Below are 19,837 nucleotides of genomic sequence, written 5' to 3' on the forward strand. Positions count from 1 at the left end.
GGGCCGGGTGGGGCTGGCTGAGGGCGGGCTTGTGGCCTGTTGCAGCGCCTTGGCCCTGGCAGCCCCAGGGGGCAGCCAAGGCCAGGTGCTGCAGCCGGCGCGGCCAGGCTCAGTGCGGCGCGTTGACGTTGGCGGCGGCCAGGGCCGTCATGTTGACGATGCGCCGCACGGTGGCCGAGGGGGTCAGCACGTGGGCTGCGCCGGCCGCGCCCATCAGGATGGGGCCGATGGTGGTGCCGTTGCCGCCCACTTCCTTGAGCACGTTGAAGAGGATGTTGGCCGAGTCCAGGTTGGGGCAGATGAGGATGTTGGCGCTGGCGCTCAGCGAGCTGTCGAGCAGGTTGCGCTGACGCACTTCATCGGACAGCGCAGCATCGCCATGCATTTCGCCGTCGCACTCGATCTCGGGAAAGCGCTGCTTGAACAGCTCTGCCGCGCGGCGCATTTTCAGCGCGCTGGGGCGTGTGGAGGAGCCGAAGTTCGAGTGCGAGACGAAGGCCACCTTGGGCGGCAAGCCAAAGCGCTGCACTTCGCGCACGGCCATGCGGGCGATGGAGACCAGGCCTTCGGGGTCCGGGTCTTCGTGGATGTAGGTGTCGGCCACGAACAGGGTGCGCTCGTCCAGAATCAGCGCATTGATGGTGGCCAGGCCCTCGCTGCCTTGGCGCACGCCAATGATGTCTTCAATGCGCTGCAGATGCTTGTCGAAGCCGCCGACCATGCCGCAGAGCATGGCGTCGGCATCGCCCAGGTGGATCATCAGCGCGGCGATGATGGTGTTGGAGCGGCGCACGGCGGCTTTGGCGGCCTCGGGCGTGACGCCGTTGCGGCCCATGATCTTGTGATAGGCCTCCCAATACTGGCGAAAGCGCGGGTCGTCTTCGGGGTTGACGTTTTCCACGTCCTGGCCGAGGCGAATGCGCAGGCCGGCGCGCTGGATGCGCTCGGCGATGACGGCCGGGCGGCCGATGAGGATGGGGCGGGCCAGGCCATCGTCCACCGCGACCTGCGCGGCGCGCAGCACGCGCTCGTCCTCGCCTTCGGCATAGGCCACGCGGCGCAACTGCTGCTTGGCGGCCTGGAACACGGGCTTCATGAACATGCCGGTCTGATAGACAAAGCGTTGCAGGCTTTCGCGGTAGGCGGCGATGTCCTCAATGGGGCGGGTGGCCACGCCCGAGCGCGCGGCGGCTTCGGCCACGGCCGGGGCGATGCGCAGGATCAGGCGGCCATCGAACGGGGTGGGGATGAGGTATTCGGGGCCGAAGCTCAGCTCCTTGCCGGAGTAGGCGGCGGCGACCTCATCGCTGGCTTCGGCCTTGGCCAGGGCGGCGATTTCATGCACGCAGGCCAGCTTCATCTCGTCCGTGATCTTGGTGGCGCCGCAGTCCAGCGCGCCGCGGAAGATGTAGGGGAAGCACAGGACGTTGTTGACCTGGTTGGGGTAGTCCGAGCGGCCGGTGGCGATGATGACGTCCGGGCGCACGGCCTTGGCCAGCTCGGGGCGGATTTCCGGCTCGGGGTTGGCCAGGGCCAGCACGATGGGCTTGTCGGCCATGGTCTTGAGCATCTCGGCGGTGAGCACGCCCGGGGCGGAGCAGCCCAGAAACACGTCCGCGCCCTTGACGATGTCGGCCAGGGTGCGCGCCTCGGTCTGGTGCGCAAAGCGCGCCTTGGAGGCGTCGAGCTTGTCGCGCCCGGCGTGGATCACGCCCTTGGAGTCGGCCACGAAAACGTTTTCATGGCGCACGCCCAGCCCTTCCATGACGTTGATGCAGGCAATGGCGGCCGCGCCAGCGCCGGAGACGGCGACCTTGACCTGGCCGATGTCCTTGCCCACCAGCTCCAGCGCGTTGATCAGCGCGGCCGAGGAGATGATGGCCGTGCCGTGCTGGTCGTCGTGGAACACGGGGATGTTCATGCGCTTGGAGAGCTCTTGCTCGATGTAGAAGCACTCGGGCGCCTTGATGTCCTCCAGGTTGATGCCGCCCAGCGTGGGCTCCAGCGCGGCGATGATCTCGATGAGCTTGTCCGGGTCGCGCTCGGCCAGTTCGATGTCGAACACGTCCACGCCGGCGAACTTCTTGAACAGACAGCCCTTGCCCTCCATCACCGGCTTGCCCGCCAGCGGGCCGATGTCGCCCAGACCGAGCACAGCCGTGCCGTTGGTGATGACGCCCACCAGGTTGCCGCGCGAGGTGTATTCGGCAGCCTTGCTGGGGTCGGCCTGGATGTCCAGGCAGGGGTAGGCCACGCCGGGCGAGTAGGCCAGCGAGAGATCGCGCTGGTTGGACAGGGGCTTGGTGGGCTTGACGGAAATCTTGCCCTTGCTGGGCGCGCTGTGGTATTCGAGCGCGGCCAGGCGCAGGGCTTGTTCGGCTTCGGAGAGAGATTGGGCGTGGGAAGTCATGAATGCCTTGGATTGCGGAAAAAGAGACGCAGAGGGGCCGGGCGCGGCACAGTGGATGCTGGGGGGCGATTTTTGCAGAGCTTGAAGGGTCTCAAAACCATTTCGCATCGCAAATTGCTTGCCCATGTCGACAAGCGCTTGCAGGTGCTGGCGCGCGCCGCAGTCAGGCAGGGACATTAGCGGCAGCGGGCCAGGTGGACAATGCGTGAAAACGGCAGTACGCCCCGCAAGCAGCGGCCTGTGGGCCTGCATATGACGCGCGCCCATCAGAACGGGGCCTTGGAGCCATTTCTTTCAAGGTTTTTGCCGGGAAAACCTGCGCGCATCGAGCGGCAAAGTGTGTGCTGTGGGGAGAGATGGGATTTGCGGGCCAAGCAGAGCATCCCCAATCCGCATGGGCATGCGACGCTGTGGCTCGTGCAGGCGCTGCCTGAATGCTTGGCCCAAAGCGCTGCCCAAAGCGCTGCCATGCGCCAGAATCGGCCCGCAGCGCCCGGCTGCACCAATGCCACGGCAAGCACACACGCATGAACCCCACACCCGCCATCGACCCCTGCTTTCTGGCCCTGGCCCAGCCCGTGCTGCGCGGCCTGAACGGCTTGCCGCTCACAGTCACGCCTGGCCAGGGCGGCGCGCCCATTGCCGTACAGCCTTGGCCGGGCGTGACCGCGAGCCGCAGCGCCGGGCAGGCCATGCGCTGCTGGGGCCACTCAGCGCCGCACGACCCGGTGCCTTGGCTGGCCACGCACGATCGCATCCTGGCGCTCATCGACGGCCATCGCCCGCTGGTGATTCAGCCCCGCCGGCCCTGGGGGCATGACGGCGCACCGCCGGATGCGCCCTATCCGGCCGTGGTGGCCGCGCAGGCGGGCGGGCTGATGGTGTTTCTGGTCAACGCGGCTTCGCAGGTGCGCGTGTTCGCGGCCGATGCGGCGCAGGCGGTGGAGCTGCCCCCGATCGACGACGCGCAGGTGTATGCAGCCTGGGCGCATCAGGGCCAGTTGTGGGCTGCTGGCATGCGCCCGCGCCCGCGCGACGCCGATGGCGACATCACGGGCTTTGGCCAGGCGCTGCTGTTGCGCTGGCACATGCGCCCGCTGGCCGTTCAAGACCGCTGGCAGGGGCTGGACGTGTGGCCGGTGGATGAAGCCAGCACCCCCGCGGCCGAATGGGCCAGCCTGGCTGGCATGGAAGCCTGGCTGGCGGCCTTGCCCGGCCCTTCGCCCGCGCAGGCCCCTTGGCTGATTGGCGCGCCCCTGCTGCGTGGCGTGCATGATTTGCCGCCGGATCTCTCGCCCTTCTGGATGCTGGGCCCGCCCGCGCCGGCTGACTACAACGCCGCCGTGCTGGCGCAGGCCGGAAACGCGCCTGCCACCTCGCCAGCGACCCCGCCCCTGCAACTGGCGCGCGTGCTGGCCGGCCACAGCCTGCTGGCCGTGTGCGGCCAGGGCGCAGGCCAGGCGCTGGTGTTCATGCTGGCCCTGCCCGAGGCTGGCGCTGCCGCCCGCGTCCACCGGTTGTGCCAAAGCCGCTGGGACGGCGCCCGCGCCCAGCTCTCCCCCGCGCAGCCCGTGGATATCACTGGTCTGCCCGCAGAGGCCGGCAGCGCCACGCTGCTGGATTGGGATGCCGTGCACCACCCCGGCTTCGGCTTTGCCGCCACGCTGCTGTGGCAGCCTGCTCGCACTGGCAACAGTGATGGCAGTGACTGCAGCGGGCCATCGCCGGCCCCGGCTGGCGCGGTGCTGCACAGCCCCGATGGGCAGCGCTGGCGCGTGGTGCAAATGCTCAGCCACACTGCCTGACGCCTGGGGCAATCGCCCGTGCTGCCGCTGGCCGTTTTTGCCGGGCTGTGGGGCTGCCAGTTCCCTCAAACGTCAAGCCGAAAGCCCAAGTCCAGCTCGCACGCGGGCTGGCCGCCGCGCAGGCCCCAGTTGTCCAGCGGCGGCTCGTGCAGCACGATGAATACGTCGCCCGGCGCAATGCCCAGCGTGCCCAGCCGGCTCACGATCTCCTGGTAAAGCCTGCGCTTGGCCGCCAGCGAGCGGCCGGGAAAGAGCAGGATTTCGACGAAGGTGTAGTCCTCCGTCTTGCCTGGCGGCACGGCAAAGTGCTCGGGGCGGTGCTCGATGTAGCGAATTTGCCGGTCGCCCTCGGGCACTTGCAGGGCCACGCGCTGCGCCTGGTACACGGCCTCGATCATGGCTTGCACCTGTTCGGGGCTGCGCGGGCGGCGCACTTCGATCTTGGTCACGGGCATGGGCGTGTTCTCCGTATCAGAACCTGATCAGAACCTGTCCAGCCAGTCCATCAGGCCAGCAGGTCGCTGGTGATTTCGCCCACGTTTTTCACGCTGGTCAGCGTCATGGCCACGCGCATTTCCTTGAGCATCAAGTCCAGCAGGTTTTCCACGCCAGCCTGGCCGTGCGCGGCCAGGGCATAGACGAAGGCGCGGCCGATCATGGTGCAGTCCGCGCCCAGCGCCAGCATGCGCACCACGTCCAGGCCGTTGCGGATGCCCGAGTCGGCCAGGATTTTGATCTGGCCTTTGACGGCATCGGCAATGGGCGGCAGCGCGCGCGCCGAGGAGAGCACGCCGTCGAGCTGACGCCCGCCGTGGTTGGAGACGACGATGCCGTCCGCGCCAAAGCGCACGGCGTCCTTGGCGTCCTCGGGGTCGAGAATGCCTTTGATGACCATGGCGCCTGGCCAGAATTCGCGGATCCATTCCAGGTCTTTCCAGGAGATGGAGGGGTCGAAGTTCGCGCCCAGGTAGCCGATGTAGTCCTCCAGGCCGATGACGCGGCCGGTGTATTTGGAGATGTTGCCCAGATCGTGCGGCTTGCCGTGCAGGCCCACGTCCCAGGCCCATTGCGGATGCAGCGCGGCTTGCAGGTAGCGGCGCCACTTGGCGTTGGGGCCGCTCATGCCGGAGTGGGCGTCGCGGTAGCGCGCGCCGGGCACGGGCATGTCCACGGTGAAGACCAGCGTGGAGCAGCCCGCGGCCTTGGCGCGCTCCAGCACGTTTTTCATGAAGCCGCGGTCCTTGAGCACGTAGAGCTGGAACCACATGGGCCGCCCGATGGCGGGGGTGACTTCCTCGATGGGGCAGACGGAGACGCTGGAGAGGCAAAAGGGCACGCCTTTGTTGTAGGCCGCCTTGGCCGCCTGCACTTCGCCGCGCCGCGCGTACATGCCCGTCAGGCCCACGGGCGAGAGGGCCACGGGCAGGGCGAGCTGCTCGCCAAACAGCTCGATGCTGGTGTCCAGCTCGCTCATGTCCTTGAGCACGCGCTGGCGCAGGGCGATGTCGGCCAGGTCTTCGACGTTGCGGCGCAGGGTTTTCTCGGCGTAGGCGCCGCCGTCGATGTAGTGGAACAAAAAGGGCGGCAGGCGGCGCTGGGCGGCGGCGCGGTAGTCGCTGGCGGAGGAGATGATCATCTGCAGTCTCGCGGTATTGAGGTTCGATCAGAGCGTGTGATGCACTTGGGCCAGCGCGGGGGCGCAAAGTGCATCACACGCTCTAGGGCTGGAATGGAGGCGGCCTGTGCTGCCGCGATCACTGCGGAATCATCCACGGCAGCACATAGGCTTGCAGCGTGGTCATGGCGCCGATGATGACCGCAAAGATCAGGCTGTGCTTGACGGTGAAGCGGAACAGATCGGATTCGCGCCCGGCCAGCCCCACGGCCGCGCAGGCAATGGCAATCGATTGGGGCGAGATCATCTTGCCCGTCACGCCGCCAGTGGTGTTGGCCGCCACCGTCAGCACCTCGGGCAGGCCCAACTGCTGGGCCGTGGTGGCTTGCAGCGCGCCAAACAGGGCGTTGGCCGAAGTGTCCGAGCCGGTGAGGAACACGCCAATCCAGCCCAAAAAGGGCGAGAAGAAGGTGAACGCATCGCCCGTGTGCGCCAAGGCCAGCGCCAGCGTGGCCGACAGGCCCGAGTAGTTGGCGATGAAGGCAAAGGCCAGCACCATGCCGATGGAGTAGATGGGCAGCGCCAATTCCTTGAAGGTTTCCGCCAGCGTGCAGGCGGCCTGGGCCGGGCGCATGCGCAAATACAGGATGGTCAGCAGCGCGCCAATCATGATGGCCGTGCCGGTGGCGGAGAACCAGTTGAAGGAATACACCGCGCCATAGGGCGAGGCGCTGGCGACCACGGGCGGCATTTTTTCCACCAGGTTGTGCAGCATGGGTACGGGGATGGCAAGCACCCAATCGGCCAGCGCGCCGCCCTTGGCGAACAAATCCTTGAAGGGCTTGAGGCTCCAGATCGTCACCATCGCCGTGAGGATGATGAAGGGCGACCAGGCCTTGAGCACCTTGCCCAGGGTCAGCTCCACTTCGGCCTCTTTCTGCACCTGGGCCTGCTGGGCGGCCACGGCCTGGGCGCCGCCTTCGGTTTCAAAGCGGAAGATGCGCTTGGGTTGCCAGACCTTGAGAAACAGCGTCAGCGCCACCAGCGAGACGATGGCCGAGGTGATGTCCGGCAGCTCCGGCCCGATGTAGTTGGCGGTGAGAAACTGCACGATGGCAAAGCTGCCGCCGCCCACCAGTACGGCGGGCCAGGTCTCCTTGATGCCGCGCCAGCCGTCCATGATGGCCATCAGCCAGAACAGCACGATGATGGTCATGAAGGGCAATTGCCGCCCGGCCATCTGGCTGATGGCCATCGCATCCACGCCCGAGACCTGCCCGGCCACGATGATGGGGATGCCCATGGCGCCAAAGGCCACCGGCGCGGTATTGCCAATCAGGCACAGGCCAGCGGCATACAGCGGCTTGAAGCCCAGGCCCACCAGCAGCGCCGCCGTGATGGCCACCGGCGCGCCAAAGCCCGCCGCGCCTTCCAGAAACGCGCCAAAGCAAAAGCCCACCAGAATCAATTGCAGGCGCTGGTCGGGCGTGATGGACAGAATCGAGGAGCGGATCACGTCGAACTGCCCCGTCTTGACCGAGACTTTGTAGAGAAAGACGGCGGCGACGATGATCCAGGCAATCGGCCACAGCCCGTAGAAAAAGCCGTACACGCCCGAGGCCAGCGCCGCCGAAACCGGCATGCGATAAAACAGCAGCGCCACAGCCAGCGCCAGCAGCACCGTGATGGTGCCGGCCACATAGCCTTTGAGGCGCAGCCGGGTCAGCGCCAGGAAGAAAAAGATGATGGGAATGAGCGCAACCAGCGCCGAGACCCAGACGTTGCCCGCCGGGTCGTAGTTTTGTTGCCAGATGGTGGGTTCCATAGACCGAAGCTCCATGTCACGCAAAAACGAGCAGCCGATGAACCTGCTTGCAAGGCCCACTGGCTGCAGCCTGTGCGCATCGGGCTGGGTGCTGATGCCAATTGCCCCCTGGGCCGCCGTTGCGCGGGGGGAATCGGCATCGCTCAAAGGGCCTGCCATCGGCCTTTGCAGCTGTGCCTTGCACCAAAACGCCGTGTGATTCTAGAGCGTGCTATGCGCTTTTCGCCCCCCGCGAAAGCCCTTGGGCAGGCCTGCCTTTGGCGCCAATGGCGGGCAAGAAAGCCAAAAGCCCGTGCCGGGCGGGCCAGTACGGGCTTTGGGGGCGCTTGCTTCAGGGCCTGGGGCTCAAGCCGTGGTGGCCTCGGCCATGCGCAGCTGGCTCAGATCGACGCCGGCGCGCTCCACGCCCGAGAGGATGGCCGAGATCGAGGCCGAGACGATGTTGGGGTTGCGCGCCGCGCCCCAGCAGCGTTGCTGGCCCACCTCGACTTCCACATAGGCCATGGCCTGGGCATCGGCGCCGGCGCCGATGGCATGCTCGGCGTAGTCCAGCACGCGCACGTCGCAGCCGGCCTGTTGCAGTGCGTGGATGAAGGCTTCCACAGGGCCAGAGCCCTGGCCCTGTACTTGAGCCTGGGCACCGTTCTTGCGGATGCTGGCCTGGATGGTGGTGGCCTGGCCATCGCCGCCGAGCTGGTAGCTGGGCGCGGTCTCGTGCAGGCGGTATTCGCGCTGGAAAATCTCCCAGATGTCGTGGGCGGTCATTTCCGTGCCTTCGCTGTCCATGGCCTTTTGCACCACCTGGCTGAACTCGATCTGCAGCTTGCGTGGCAGCGCCACCTTGTACTCGCTCTCCAGCAGGTAGGAGATGCCGCCCTTGCCCGATTGGCTGTTGACGCGGATCACGGCCTCGTAACTGCGGCCCAGATCCTTGGGGTCGATGGGCAGGTAGGGCATGTCCCAGATCTCGCCTTCCTGGCGCGCGCCGAAGGCTTTTTTGATGGCGTCCTGGTGCGAGCCGGAGAACGAGGTGTAGACCAATTCACCCACATAGGGGTGGCGCGGGTGCACAGGCAGCTGGTTGCAGTATTCGACGGTGCGCTTGATCTCGTCGATGTTGGAGAAATCCAGTCCCGGATGCACGCCCTGGCTGTACATGTTCAGCGCCACGTTGACGATGTCCAGGTTGCCGGTGCGCTCGCCATTGCCGAACAGGCAGCCTTCGAGGCGGTCGGCACCGGCCATCAGGGCCAGCTCGGCGCTGGCGGTGCCCGTGCCACGGTCGTTGTGCGGGTGCACCGAGAGGATGATGCTGTCGCGGCGCTGCAGGTGGCGGTGCGACCATTCGACCATGTCGGCAAAGATGTTGGGCGTGCTGTGCTCAACCGTGGTGGGCAGGTTGATGATGCACTTGTTCTCGGGCGTGGGCTGCCAGACTTCGGTGACGGCATCGACCACGCGCTTGCTGAAGGCCAGCTCGGTGTCCGAGTACATCTCGGGCGAGTACTGGAAGACCCACTGCGTCTCCGGTTGCTTGGCGGCCAGTTCCTTGAACAGGCGCGCGTGGGAGGCGGCCAGCTCGACGATTTCATCCTCGCTCATGCCCAGCACCACGCGGCGCATCACCGGCGCGGTGGCGTTGTAGAGGTGCACGATGGCGCGCGGCGCGCCCTTGAGGGCCTCGAAGGTGCGCTCGATCAGCGGCGCGCGCGCAGGCGTGAGCACCTGCACGGTCACATCCTCGGGAATCAGGTTTTCCTCGATCAGCTTGCGGGTGAAGTCGAACTCCACCTGTGATGCCGAGGGAAAGCCGATCTCGATTTCCTTGAAGCCCACATCCACCAGTGTCTTGAACATGCGCAGCTTGCGCGGCACGTCCATGGGCTCGATCAGCGCCTGGTTGCCATCGCGCAGATCCACGCTGCACCACACGGGCGGCTTTGTGATGACGGCATCGGGCCAGGTGCGATCCTTCAGGCCGATGGGGGCAAAGGCGCGGTACTTGGTGGCGGGGTTCTTCAACATCATGGTCTAGCTCCTGTTCGCAGATGGGGATGGATGTTGCCGGTGCAGCCGGTGGTGTGCTGGCACACCTGAAAAAACAAAAACGGCCCGTCGCTGCACAAGCTCACGGGCCGTTGGGTTCTCTGGTGGTTTTCCAAGTATGGAAAAACAATGCGCGCACTACCAAACCCGCCCGTGGGGCGCGGCTAGTAGTAGGTTCAGGGAGAATTTGCGCATCGCGGCAATGTATCACAGTTTTTGCGCGCTGCCAGGCAGCCTAACGATGCAGCCCTTGCTCGTCGGGCTCATCGGTGGAGGTGCTGATGACGCTGACGGGCTCGCCGCGTGCGCGGCGGCGTACGTAGACCACAAAGCCGCTGCAGGCGTAGCCGACGAAGAGCGTGAACAGCACCAGAGGTGGGTCGATGTTGATGATGGCGATGACCAGCACCACCAGCACCACGCTGATGAAGGGCATCGAGCGGCGCGCGCGCAAATCCTTGAAGCTGTAGAAGGGCAGGTTGGTCACCATGGTGATGCCAGCGTAGAGCGTGATGGCAAACATCAGCCAGGCCATGGCCGCAGGCGAGAGATAGCTGCTCCAGCCGTGCTCGGCATCATTGGCCAACCAGATAAAGCCGGCCACCAGCGCGGCGGCCGAAGGTGAGGGCAGGCCCTGGAACCAGCGCTTGTCCACCACGGCGGTATTGACGTTGAAGCGCGCCAGTCGCAGCGCGGCGCAGGCACAGTAGACGAAGGCCGCCGTCCAGCCCCAGCGCCCAAGGCTGTGCAGGCCCCATTCATAGGCCACCAATGCAGGCGCAGCGCCGAAGGAGACCATGTCCGAGAGCGAGTCCATTTGCTCGCCAAAGGCGCTTTGCGTCTTGGTGATGCGCGCCACACGGCCGTCGAGGCTGTCGAGCACCATGGCGGCGAAGATCGCCAGCGTGGCCAGGTCAAAGCGCTGCTGCATGGCCATGACGATGGCGTAGAAGCCACAAAACAGCGCTGCCAGTGTCACGGCATTGGGCAACACGTAAATGCCCTTGCGCCGCATTGACGCAGGATGCGGCATGGCAGGTGGTTGAGGCGGGCGGGCGGGATGTTCGTTCATGGAGCCACAGGAAAGTGCGGGTGAAACGGGCAGCGCGCCATCCCCATCATGGGGCGCAGGGCAACGCACGGGCTGGCTGCATTATGGCCTCGGCATCTGTGGCTGGCCGCTTCACGGGTGGCAAGGGGAACAAGCAGCGCTGGCCGGCGAGCCTGCCCCGCTGCTGGCCTCGGGGGCATTCTGCGCTTCGGCTTCGTCGTCCGGGGCTGGTGTGCTGCCCACGGCGGCTGGCCATTGCGGACATTGTTCGGCCAGCTCTTGCAGGTAATCGGCCAATTGCTGCCATTGTCGCTGGCAGTCTTCTTCCTGGTTGAGGCGCTGGCGCAGCGCCTGGCTGCCGGGCAGGCCGCGCAGGTACCAGCCTATGTGCTTGCGCGCGGTGCGCACGCCGCTGTATTCGCCATAGAGGCTGTAGTGTTCGAGCAGGTGCGCCAGCAGCCATTGCCGCACCTGGGCTGTGGCCGGCGGCGGGGCTTGCGTGCCGGTGTGCAGGTAGTGGGCGATGGCGCTGAAAATCCAGGGCGTTCCCTGCGCGGCGCGGCCAATCATCAGCGCATCGGCGCCGGTGTACTGCAGCACCTGCCAGGCTTTTTCGGGGCTGGTGATGTCGCCGTTGGCCACGACTGGAATGCGCACGGCCTGTTTGACGGCGGCGATGGTGTCGTACTCGGCCTGACCTTTGTAGCCTTGCTCGCGCGTGCGGCCATGCACGGTGAGCATTTGGATGCCGGCTTGCTCGAAGGCGCGAGCCAGCGCCTCGGCATTTTTGTGCTGGGCGGACCAGCCGGTGCGCATCTTCAACGTCACTGGCACGCCATGGGGTTGGCAGGCGGCAACCACGGCCTGGGCGATGGCCAGCGCCAATGGCTCGTTTTGCATCAGGGCCGAGCCGGCCCAGGCGTTGCAGACTTTCTTGGCCGGGCAGCCCATGTTGATGTCGATGATTTGCGCGCCGCGCTCGATGTTGTAGCGCGCGGCCTCGGCCATCATCTGCGCGTCGGTGCCGGCAATCTGCACGGCAATGGGGCCGGGTTCGCCATCGTGGTTGGCGCGGCGCGAGGTTTTGAGGCTGCGATACAGATGTGGCTGGGAGGTCACCATCTCGCTGACCGCATAGCCCGCGCCGAGCTGGCGGCACAGCATGCGAAAGGGCCGATCTGTGACGCCCGCCATGGGCGCGACGAACAGCCGATTGGCCAGCGAGATGGGGCCGATCTGCAGGGGGGCGAGCCAGGCTTGGGGCAGCGGGGGCGAGGGGACGTCGTGCGCCCGGGCGGGCGGCATGGCCTCGGGCATAGGGGAGGCTGGCATGGCTGGGGGAGGACTCAGCGCTTTGCGTTGGCGTTGGGTTTGCGAGCCTGGGCTTTGCCCGCTTTGGCCTGCGAAGCCTGGGGCGCTGCAACGGTTGCGCGAGGTTTGCGAGCTGGCGCTCGGGCCTTGGAGGCTTGAGGCTTGTTCTTGCCCGCTGCGCTGGCATTGGTGGCTTTGCCGCTTTGGGCCTTTTTGTCGCCCTTGGTCAGCTCTTTGCGCGGTGGGTTTACTGGCGGGGGCAGGCCCTTGCCGCGAAGCGGCACCTCGCCTTCGCCGCACTGCGGGCCTTGGCCGTTGGGGATCCACAGCGAGACGTTTTTCAGGCCCAGCGAAACCATGCCCAGGCGCTCGGCGGCGGCGCGGCTGAGGTCGATGATGCGCCGGCCGGAATAGGGGCCACGGTCGTTGATGCGCACCAGCACTTCCTTGCCATTGACCAGGCTGCGCACGCAGACTTTGGTGCCAAATGGCAGGCTGCGGTGCGCAGCAGTCAACGCATTCATGTTGTAGCGCTCGCCATTGGCGGTCAGGCGACCGTGGAACTGCCTGCCATACCACGAGGCCACGCCAGTCTGGTACAGGCTTTGCGGCGCAAGCGCGGAGGCCCTGGGCGCGGGCAGCTCTTTCTTCAGGCCTGGGGTCAGACGGGTGTCAACCACATCCTGGCTGGGCTGCAGGCCAAGGCTGGATTGCGCAGCGCCGGCTTCCGGAGTGTTGAGCTCATAAATGGGCGGCAACAGCTCCATGCCCAGCAGGCGCGTGGCATCCCAGGGCTGCGGCGGGGGCTCGTCGCTGGCTTTGGGGGGCGGCAGGGTGCTGCAGGCGCTGAGCGCCAGCAGCAGCGTCATGGCGCTGGCATGCAGGGCCAGACGGCGAAGCGGAGGGCAGGAAGAAGGCATGGCGGGGCGATGGCGGCGCGCGTGCGTCGCGCTCAATGTGTTGGCAGGCCCAGGCGGCGGGCGATTTCCAGCACCAACGTGCTTTGGTTCATGGTGTAGAAGTGCAGGCCAGGCGCGCCGGCGGCCAGCAGACGCTGGCACAGCTGTGTGACCACATCCAGCCCGAAGGCCAGGATGGAGGCCGTGTCATCGCCATAGGCTTGCAGGCGGCTGCGCACCCAGCGCGGCACTTCAGCACCGCAGGCGTCGGAAAAGCGCAGCAGCTGGCTGGCGGCGTGAATGGGCATGATGCCCGGCACGATGGGCAAATCCAGCCCCAGGCGCCGGGCCTCGTCCACGAAGCGGAAGTAGGCGTCGGCGTTGAAGAAATACTGCGTAATGGCCGAGTTGGCGCCGGCGTGCACCTTGGTGGCAAAGGCCTGCAGGTCTTTTTCGGGCGAGGCCGCTTGTGGATGCATTTCGGGGTAGGCGGCCACCTCGATGTGGAAGTGCGCGCCAGTCTCTTCACGGATGAAGGCCACCAGATCGCTGGCGTATTGAAACTCGCCGCCCAGGCCATAGCCACTGGGCAGGTCGCCGCGCAGCGCCACCAGGCGCTTCACGCCCATGGCCTGCAGCTCGGCCAGCTCGGCGCGCAGCTTCTCGCGCGTGGCGCCGATGCAGGAAAAGTGCGCTGCGGCCTGCTGGCCCTCGGCCAGGATTTCACGCACGGCGGCAAAGGTGCCCGCCTGCGTGGAGCCGCCCGCCCCATAGGTGACGGAGCAGAACTGCGGCTGCAGCGGATACAGCGCCTGACGCGTGGCGCGCAGCTTGAGTGCGCCGGCCTCGGTCTTGGGCGGGAAGAATTCCAGACTCAATGCGGCGCGTGGTGCCTGTGGTTGGCTGGGTGCGGAAGCGGACATGGAAGGCAATCGAAAACGCAAGGAGCGGGCCAGGCTCAGGCGGCCAGAAGCCCTGACCGTAAATGAAACGGAAAAACCCCAGCCAGTCGGGCCTTTGGCACAGCCTGGCTGTGGGGCGGAAGCTATTGATTGGGGTCAGCAGCGTGGCGTTGCGCAGCGATGAAAAACTCGCGATTGCCATCGCCGCCGGTGATGGGGCTGGGCAGCCAGTGCAGCAGTTGCAGGCAGTGCGCGGCACAAGCCTGGTTGATGCGCTGGCGCACCTGCTCGTAGTGGCGCGCATCGCGCACGATGCCACCTTTGCCCAGCAGCTCGGGCTGCAGCTCGAACTGCGGCTTGACCAGCATCAGCAGCCGGGTATGCCCATCCATGCAGGGCAGCAGCGCGGGCAGCACCAACGTCAGCGAGATGAAGGACAGATCACCGACGATCAGCGCAAAGCCCTGGCCATCCGGGTCCACCATCGCGCGCTGCAGATGCCGTGCATTGCAGTGCTCGATGGCCTGCACGCGAGAGTCGCTGCGCAGCCGTGCGTCGAGCTGGCCGTGGCCCACATCGACGCCCACGACCTGCGCCGCGCCGTGCTGCAGCAGGCAGTCGGTGAAGCCTCCGGTGGACTGGCCGATATCCAGGCAGCGCCAGCCCTGCACATGCCAGCTCAGCGCGCGCAGCGCGCCTTCGAGCTTGAGGCCGCCGCGCGAGACGTAGCGCGCCTCGGCGGCATCGAGCAGTTGCAGCTCGGCCGCGCCGGGCAGCTCATCGCCGTTTTTGCGCACCGGCTGCCAGGGGGCATCGGGCAGGCGCCACTGCACGCCAGCGGCAATCAGCCGTTGCGCCTGCGAGCGCGTTTGCGCCAGGCCACGGTGCACCAGCAGTTGGTCGGCACGCATGGGGCAGTCTGGTCAGTGCATTGCGCAGTCAGCAGGCCTTAACCTGCTGCACGCCAGCTGTTCAAGGCCCAGTTGATGACGCTGTAGAGCAGGGCGCCGAACACGCCCGACCAAAAGCCTGAGACCTGAAAGCCGCGCATGAAGCTGCTGGCCAGCCAGAACATCAGGCCGTTGAGCACCAGCACGAACAAACCCAGTGTCAGCACCGTGACGGGGAAAGTCAGCACGAGCAGCACGGGGCGCAGCAGGGAGTTGATCAAGCCCAGGATCACGGCCGCCAGCAGGGCGTTCTTGAAGTTGGTGATCTGCACGCCAGGCAGCATGTAGGCCACCAACATCAGCGCCAGCGCGCTGAGCAGCCAGGTTATCAGCAGGGGCAGCATGGCAAAGTCCTCCTCGATATCGCAGCAAGAAGCCCAGCATACTCCACACGAATGCGCTGGGCGGATCGGGTCGCAATGGTTGTGCAGCCAGAGCGCAGCGCCTGCAAGGGCAGGGCGCTGCACCCAGGCGCTTGCGGATCAATAGCGATAGGTATCGGGCTTGTAAGGCCCTTCCTTCTTCACGCCGATGTAGGCCGCTTGCGAGTCGGTCAGCTCGGTCAGCTGTGCGCCGAGTTTGGACAGTTGCAGGCGGGCGACGTGTTCATCCAGGATTTTGGGCAGCACATAGACCTGGCCGGCCTGGTATTGCTCAGGCTTGGTGAACAGCTCGATTTGCGCCAGCGTCTGGTTGGCGAAGCTGCTGCTCATCACGTAGCTGGGGTGGCCGGTGGCGCAGCCGAGGTTGACCAGGCGGCCCTTGGCCAGCAGGGTGATGCGGCGGCCGGTGGGGAAGATGATGTGATCGACCTGGGGCTTGATCTCCTCCCACTGGTATTGCTCCAGCGAGGCGACGTCGATCTCGTTGTCGAAGTGGCCGATGTTGCAGACGATGGCCTCGTTCTTCATGGCCACCATGTGCTCGTGGCGGATCACGTCCTTGTTGCCGGTGGTGGTCACGAAGATGTCGGCCTTGTCGGCGGCGTATTCCATGGTCACCACCTTGTAGCCCTCCATCGCCGCTTGCAGGGCGCAGATGGGGTCGATTTCCGTCACCCAGACCTGGGCGCGCAGCGCGGCCATGGCCTGGGCGCAGCCCTTGCCCACGTCGCCGTAGCCGCAGATGACGGCAATCTTGCCCGCCACCATCACGTCGGTGGCGCGCTTGATGCCATCGACCAGCGATTCGCGGCAGCCGTAGAGGTTGTCGAACTTGCTCTTGGTCACGCTGTCGTTGACGTTGATGGCGCGAAACAGCAGCTCGCCCTTGGCGGACATTTCCTTGAGGCGCATCACGCCGGTGGTGGTTTCCTCGGTCACGCCGATGATTTGAGCGCTCTTGCGGGTGTACCAGCTCGGGTCCTGGGCCAGTTTGGCCTTGATGGCGGCAAAGAGCACGCGCTCTTCTTCACTTTGCGGGTTGGCCAGCAAGCTGGCGTCTTTTTCGGCCTTTTGGCCCAGGTGCATCAGCAGCGTGGCGTCGCCGCCGTCGTCCAGGATCATGTTCGGGCCTTCGGCATCGCTGCCTTTGTCGCCGAACTCGAAGATGCGGTGCGTGTAATCCCAATACTGCTGCAGCGTTTCGCCCTTGACGGCAAACACCGGCGTGCCCCGGCCGCCATTGGCGCTGTTGCAGGCGATGGCGGCGGCGGCGTGGTCCTGGGTGGAGAAGATGTTGCACGAGGCCCAGCGCACATCAGCGCCCAGGGCCTGCAGGGTTTCGATCAGCACGGCGGTCTGGATCGTCATGTGCAGGCTGCCGGCGATGCGTGCGCCCTTGAGCGGCTGGCTGGCGGCGTATTCCTCGCGGATGGCCATCAGGCCGGGCATTTCGGTCTCGGCGATGGCGATTTCCTTGCGGCCCCAGGCGGCCAGGGACGGATCGGCAATCACGCTGTGCGCGGCCAGGGGAAGATCATTTTGGGCGTTCATGGACAAACTCCAGTTCATTGCAACAGGTGGACAGGGACCGCCAGCGCAGTGTCTGCACGCGTGAGCAAGAAGTGGATGGGCCGGGGCCAAAGCGCTCTTGCCGCCGCATGCGCCTGCGGGCGGTTGAGCGTCGTTGCGAAATCTGGACATCGCGGGCCGCAGGCCCGTGGCGCTGCTGCGCCATGCCAGTGACTGCCACGGGTTGGCGCCGGTGCGACGCTGCACGGCCTTTTTTGCGCAGTGCAATGACAGTCAAGGATTTCCGAGCCTGGCAATTGCCCCGGCGCTGGGCCTGTGGCGGCAAGTTGCTGCAACGCTCCTCGGAAAAACGGGCGATTATAAAAGCCCGGGCGCGATCTTGTCATGGCGGCAGGATCGCGACCGGGCCGAGGCGCCCAGAAGTGTCCAGGGGCGCTCAGACCGAAATGTCGGTGCTGAAGCCGGTGCGCTGCTCCAGCGTTTCCTGGGGCTGCTCGGCTGGCAGGGGCTCAATCTTGATGATGGCCACCGAGATGTTGTCGCTGCTGCCGCCGGCGCGCTCGTTGGCCTTGTTGACCAGGAACATGGCCGCATCGCGGGCATTGAGCATTTGCGTGGTCTGGCCCAGCTCCTGCGGTGTGAACTGGCTCCACAGCCCATCGCTGCAGGCCAGCAGCACGTCGCCGACCTCGAGTTTGGCGATGCTGTAGGCCGTGGCCGGCGGGTCGATGTCGCTGCCCAGGCAGCCCACCAACACGTTGGAGTTGGGGTGGTTGGTGGCCTCTTCCTCGCTGATCTCGCCGCTGTCGATGAGCGATTGCACGTAGGAGTGGTCCTTGGTGCGGAACACCAGGCGCCCCCACTGGAAGTAGTAGATGCGCGAGTCGCCCGCATGGATCCAGTGGCACTGGTTCTGCGGCGTGATCAAAAATGCCGCAATGGTGCTGTGCGGCTCCTGCTCGGCGGAGACGGCCGTCAGGCGGATCACCAGGTGCGCATCCTTGACGATGCTGTGCAACAACTGCTCGGGCTTGTCCGTCTCGGGGTCGAAGCGCTCGAACAGTTGGCGTGCGGTCAGCAGCACCTGATCGGCCGCCTTGCGCCCGCCGCTGCGCCCGCCCATGCCATCGGCCACGATGCCCAGCACACATTCCTTGCTGCGGTGGTGCTGGTAGATGGCCACCTGGTCTTGTTGGTATTGGCGATCACCTTTGTGCAGGCCGGTGGCCGCCGTCAGTCGGTAGTTGGTTGGCATGGTTGGGGCCTGTCTGGTCGAGAGTGAAGACATGCCGCGCTCGCTGGCGTTGCGGGCCTTGGTGCTGCGCAGCGCATGGGGTGGCGCAAATTATGTACTGGCTCCATGCCGCAGCGCAGCGCCTGGCGGGCAGATTGGCGGCGATTTCGCAGCCTCTGCGCCCCGATCAGTGGGGAAAATCACACAATTGTGAGCAAATCAGCCGTCTTCGGCTCCAGGCCCAGCCAAGGGCATGCGACAGCCCAGCGGGCAAGAGTGGTTTGGGGCAGGGCTGCGCAGGCCCGATTGCAAATGCTTGCAATCGTTGGCTGTGCGGTGGCCTTGCACACATTGTTCTTGCCGCATTGCTGCGCATCCTTGGGCGTTGACAGCGCCATCTTGTGAACACGCTCTAAGATCGCGCCATCACAACACCGATGGCCTGCATGGGCGCTTTTGCGCCGCTTATGCAATGGTGTTGCATGCAACCGTTTCTTCTGGGGAGCCCAAGATGCCTTCTGCCGGCCAACGCCTGTCACTGAGCCTTTTGATGGCCACGGGAATGATGCTGTTTGCGCTGTTCTTCGGCGCGGGCAATTTGATTTTTCCAGCGGCCCTGGGCCAGCAGGCCGGGCAATCGCTGTGGCCGGCAATCTGGGGCTTTTTGATCACCGGCGTGGGTCTGCCTTTGCTGGGGGTGCTGGCGCTGGGCCTGTCCCGGGCGCAGGGGCTGCAAGATCTGGCCTCGCGCGTGCATCCCTGGTTTGGCGTGCTGTTCACCGTGGCTCTGTACCTGACTATTGGCCCCTTGTTTGCACTGCCGCGCACGGGCTCGGTGGCTTTTGAGATCGGGCTGTCGCCGTGGTTGCCGCAGCAGGGGCGCAAGCTGTGGGAGATCGGTAGCCTGGCGCTGTTTTTTGCCATTGCGCTGTGGCTGGCCCTTTCGCCGGGCAAGCTGGTCGGCCGCATTGGCAAGGTGCTGACGCCCTTGCTGCTGCTGGCCATGGCGCTGCTGATTGCCTCGACCTTCATCGCGCCCATGGGCCCGCCGGCTGCGGCGCAGGCTGCGTATCAAGCGCAGCCCTTCGTCAAAGGCTTTCTGGCCGGTTACGACACCATGGATGCGCTGGCCTCGCTGGTGTTTGGCATGCTGGTGCTGATGAGCGTGCACCAGGCCGGCATCCGCGAGCCGGCCCAGGTCATGCGCGCCACCTTCGCAGCTGGCCTGGTGGCCGCGCTGCTGCTGGCCGTGGTCTATGTCTGCATTGCCCGCATGGGGGCCACGAGCCTGGCCCAGCTGGGCCTGCTGGACAACGGCGCCAAGGTGCTCTCCGGCGTGGCCATGCACTATTACGGCGCTTGGGGTGCGGTGCTGCTGGGGGTCATGGTGTTCCTGGCCTGCGTCACCACCGCCGTAGGCTTGTTGGCCGCTTGTGCGGCCTATTTCAACCATTTGTGGCCGATCTTGAACTACCGCGCGCTGGTGCTGCTGTTCGCGCTGGTTTCCTTTGCCATTGCCAGCCTGGGGCTGGGCACGATTCTTTCCGCGGCCGTGCCGGTGCTGGTGTTCCTCTACCCGCTGACCATCGTGCTGATCGTGCTGGCCATGGGCCAGGCCCTCTTGGGCTGGGGCGCGGTGGTCTGGCGCTGGGCCATGGGCGCCACCGTGCTCTCTGCGCTGCTGCATGCGCTCCACAGCGCCAAATGGTTGCCCGCAGCGCTGGCCGATGGATTGGCGCGTTACGTGCCCGGACAGGAGGCAGGCATGGGCTGGATGGTGTTTGCCGCAGCGGGGCTGGCCCTGGGCCTGCTGCACTGGCAGGCCACTGGGCGCAAGCCCATGCAATTGGCGTAATGAGATTGTGGGGTTTGCCGG

At 65.9% G+C, this 19,837-nt stretch carries 15 protein-coding genes and 1 riboswitch; of the genes, 2 read left to right on the forward strand and 13 right to left on the reverse strand.

The window, feature by feature from the left end; genetic code table 11:
• Nucleotides 1-109: 109 nt before the first annotated feature.
• The gene (locus CLI93_RS00075) at nucleotides 110-2,410 is read right to left on the reverse strand and encodes an NADP-dependent malic enzyme (protein ID WP_095995946.1); all 2,301 of its coding nucleotides are present in this window, start codon (nucleotides 2,408-2,410) and stop codon (nucleotides 110-112) included.
• A 527-nt stretch (nucleotides 2,411-2,937) separates the two neighbouring features.
• Between CLI93_RS00075 and CLI93_RS00080 the strand changes: the two genes are divergently transcribed.
• Nucleotides 2,938-4,215, forward strand: coding sequence for a hypothetical protein (locus CLI93_RS00080; protein ID WP_095995934.1), 1,278 nt, complete (start codon nucleotides 2,938-2,940; stop codon nucleotides 4,213-4,215).
• 65 nt (nucleotides 4,216-4,280) lie between these two features.
• Here the strand turns inward: CLI93_RS00080 and CLI93_RS00085 are convergent, their stop codons facing one another.
• From CLI93_RS00085 to CLI93_RS00140, 12 genes are all read right to left on the reverse strand, one after another.
• Entirely contained in the window at nucleotides 4,281-4,670 is a 390-nt protein-coding gene (locus CLI93_RS00085; RefSeq protein ID WP_095995933.1) for a tautomerase family protein, read from the reverse strand.
• A gap of 50 nt (nucleotides 4,671-4,720) precedes the next feature.
• A complete protein-coding gene (gene lldD, locus CLI93_RS00090; protein ID WP_095995932.1) occupies nucleotides 4,721-5,851 on the reverse strand; it encodes an FMN-dependent L-lactate dehydrogenase LldD in 1,131 nt (376 codons plus the stop codon).
• A gap of 118 nt (nucleotides 5,852-5,969) precedes the next feature.
• Nucleotides 5,970-7,655, reverse strand: coding sequence for an L-lactate permease (gene lldP / locus CLI93_RS00095; RefSeq protein WP_095543166.1), 1,686 nt, complete (start codon nucleotides 7,653-7,655; stop codon nucleotides 5,970-5,972).
• 345 nt (nucleotides 7,656-8,000) lie between these two features.
• Complete coding sequence (gene leuA, locus CLI93_RS00100; protein WP_095543200.1) at nucleotides 8,001-9,680, reverse strand: 2-isopropylmalate synthase; 1,680 nt, start codon at nucleotides 9,678-9,680, stop codon at nucleotides 8,001-8,003.
• A gap of 256 nt (nucleotides 9,681-9,936) precedes the next feature.
• Nucleotides 9,937-10,734, reverse strand: a complete 798-nt coding sequence (gene pssA / locus CLI93_RS00105) for a CDP-diacylglycerol--serine O-phosphatidyltransferase (RefSeq protein WP_095543167.1) — start codon at nucleotides 10,732-10,734, stop codon at nucleotides 9,937-9,939.
• A 150-nt stretch (nucleotides 10,735-10,884) separates the two neighbouring features.
• Nucleotides 10,885-11,946, reverse strand: a complete 1,062-nt coding sequence (gene dusB, locus CLI93_RS00110; RefSeq protein WP_238945896.1) for a tRNA dihydrouridine synthase DusB — start codon at nucleotides 11,944-11,946, stop codon at nucleotides 10,885-10,887.
• Nucleotides 11,947-12,098: 152 nt separating this feature from the next.
• Entirely contained in the window at nucleotides 12,099-12,983 is an 885-nt protein-coding gene (locus CLI93_RS00115) for a septal ring lytic transglycosylase RlpA family protein (protein ID WP_238946639.1), read from the reverse strand.
• A gap of 32 nt (nucleotides 12,984-13,015) precedes the next feature.
• On the reverse strand, nucleotides 13,016-13,885 hold the full coding sequence (gene metF, locus CLI93_RS00120; RefSeq protein WP_095995931.1) for a methylenetetrahydrofolate reductase [NAD(P)H]: 870 nt from the start codon (nucleotides 13,883-13,885) through the stop codon (nucleotides 13,016-13,018).
• A gap of 122 nt (nucleotides 13,886-14,007) precedes the next feature.
• Nucleotides 14,008-14,775, reverse strand: a complete 768-nt coding sequence (locus CLI93_RS00125; RefSeq protein ID WP_095995930.1) for a TlyA family RNA methyltransferase — start codon at nucleotides 14,773-14,775, stop codon at nucleotides 14,008-14,010.
• 38 nt (nucleotides 14,776-14,813) lie between these two features.
• Nucleotides 14,814-15,155, reverse strand: a complete 342-nt coding sequence (locus tag CLI93_RS00130; protein ID WP_095543203.1) for a phage holin family protein — start codon at nucleotides 15,153-15,155, stop codon at nucleotides 14,814-14,816.
• A gap of 141 nt (nucleotides 15,156-15,296) precedes the next feature.
• A complete protein-coding gene (ahcY, locus tag CLI93_RS00135) occupies nucleotides 15,297-16,748 on the reverse strand; it encodes an adenosylhomocysteinase (protein WP_095543170.1) in 1,452 nt (483 codons plus the stop codon).
• Nucleotides 16,749-16,944: 196 nt separating this feature from the next.
• Nucleotides 16,945-17,076, reverse strand: a riboswitch (S-adenosyl-L-homocysteine riboswitch).
• A gap of 87 nt (nucleotides 17,077-17,163) precedes the next feature.
• Nucleotides 17,164-17,982, reverse strand: a complete 819-nt coding sequence (locus tag CLI93_RS00140) for a PP2C family protein-serine/threonine phosphatase (RefSeq protein ID WP_095543171.1) — start codon at nucleotides 17,980-17,982, stop codon at nucleotides 17,164-17,166.
• A gap of 490 nt (nucleotides 17,983-18,472) precedes the next feature.
• On the opposite strand from CLI93_RS00140, the gene brnQ reads away from it, so the two are divergent.
• Nucleotides 18,473-19,816, forward strand: coding sequence for a branched-chain amino acid transport system II carrier protein (brnQ, locus tag CLI93_RS00145; protein ID WP_238945893.1), 1,344 nt, complete (start codon nucleotides 18,473-18,475; stop codon nucleotides 19,814-19,816).
• Nucleotides 19,817-19,837 lie beyond the last annotated feature (21 nt).

Origin of the sequence: Vandammella animalimorsus, from assembly GCF_002288875.1 — a bacterium.
Taxonomy (GTDB): Bacteria; Pseudomonadota; Gammaproteobacteria; order Burkholderiales; family Burkholderiaceae_C; genus Lampropedia; species Lampropedia animalimorsus.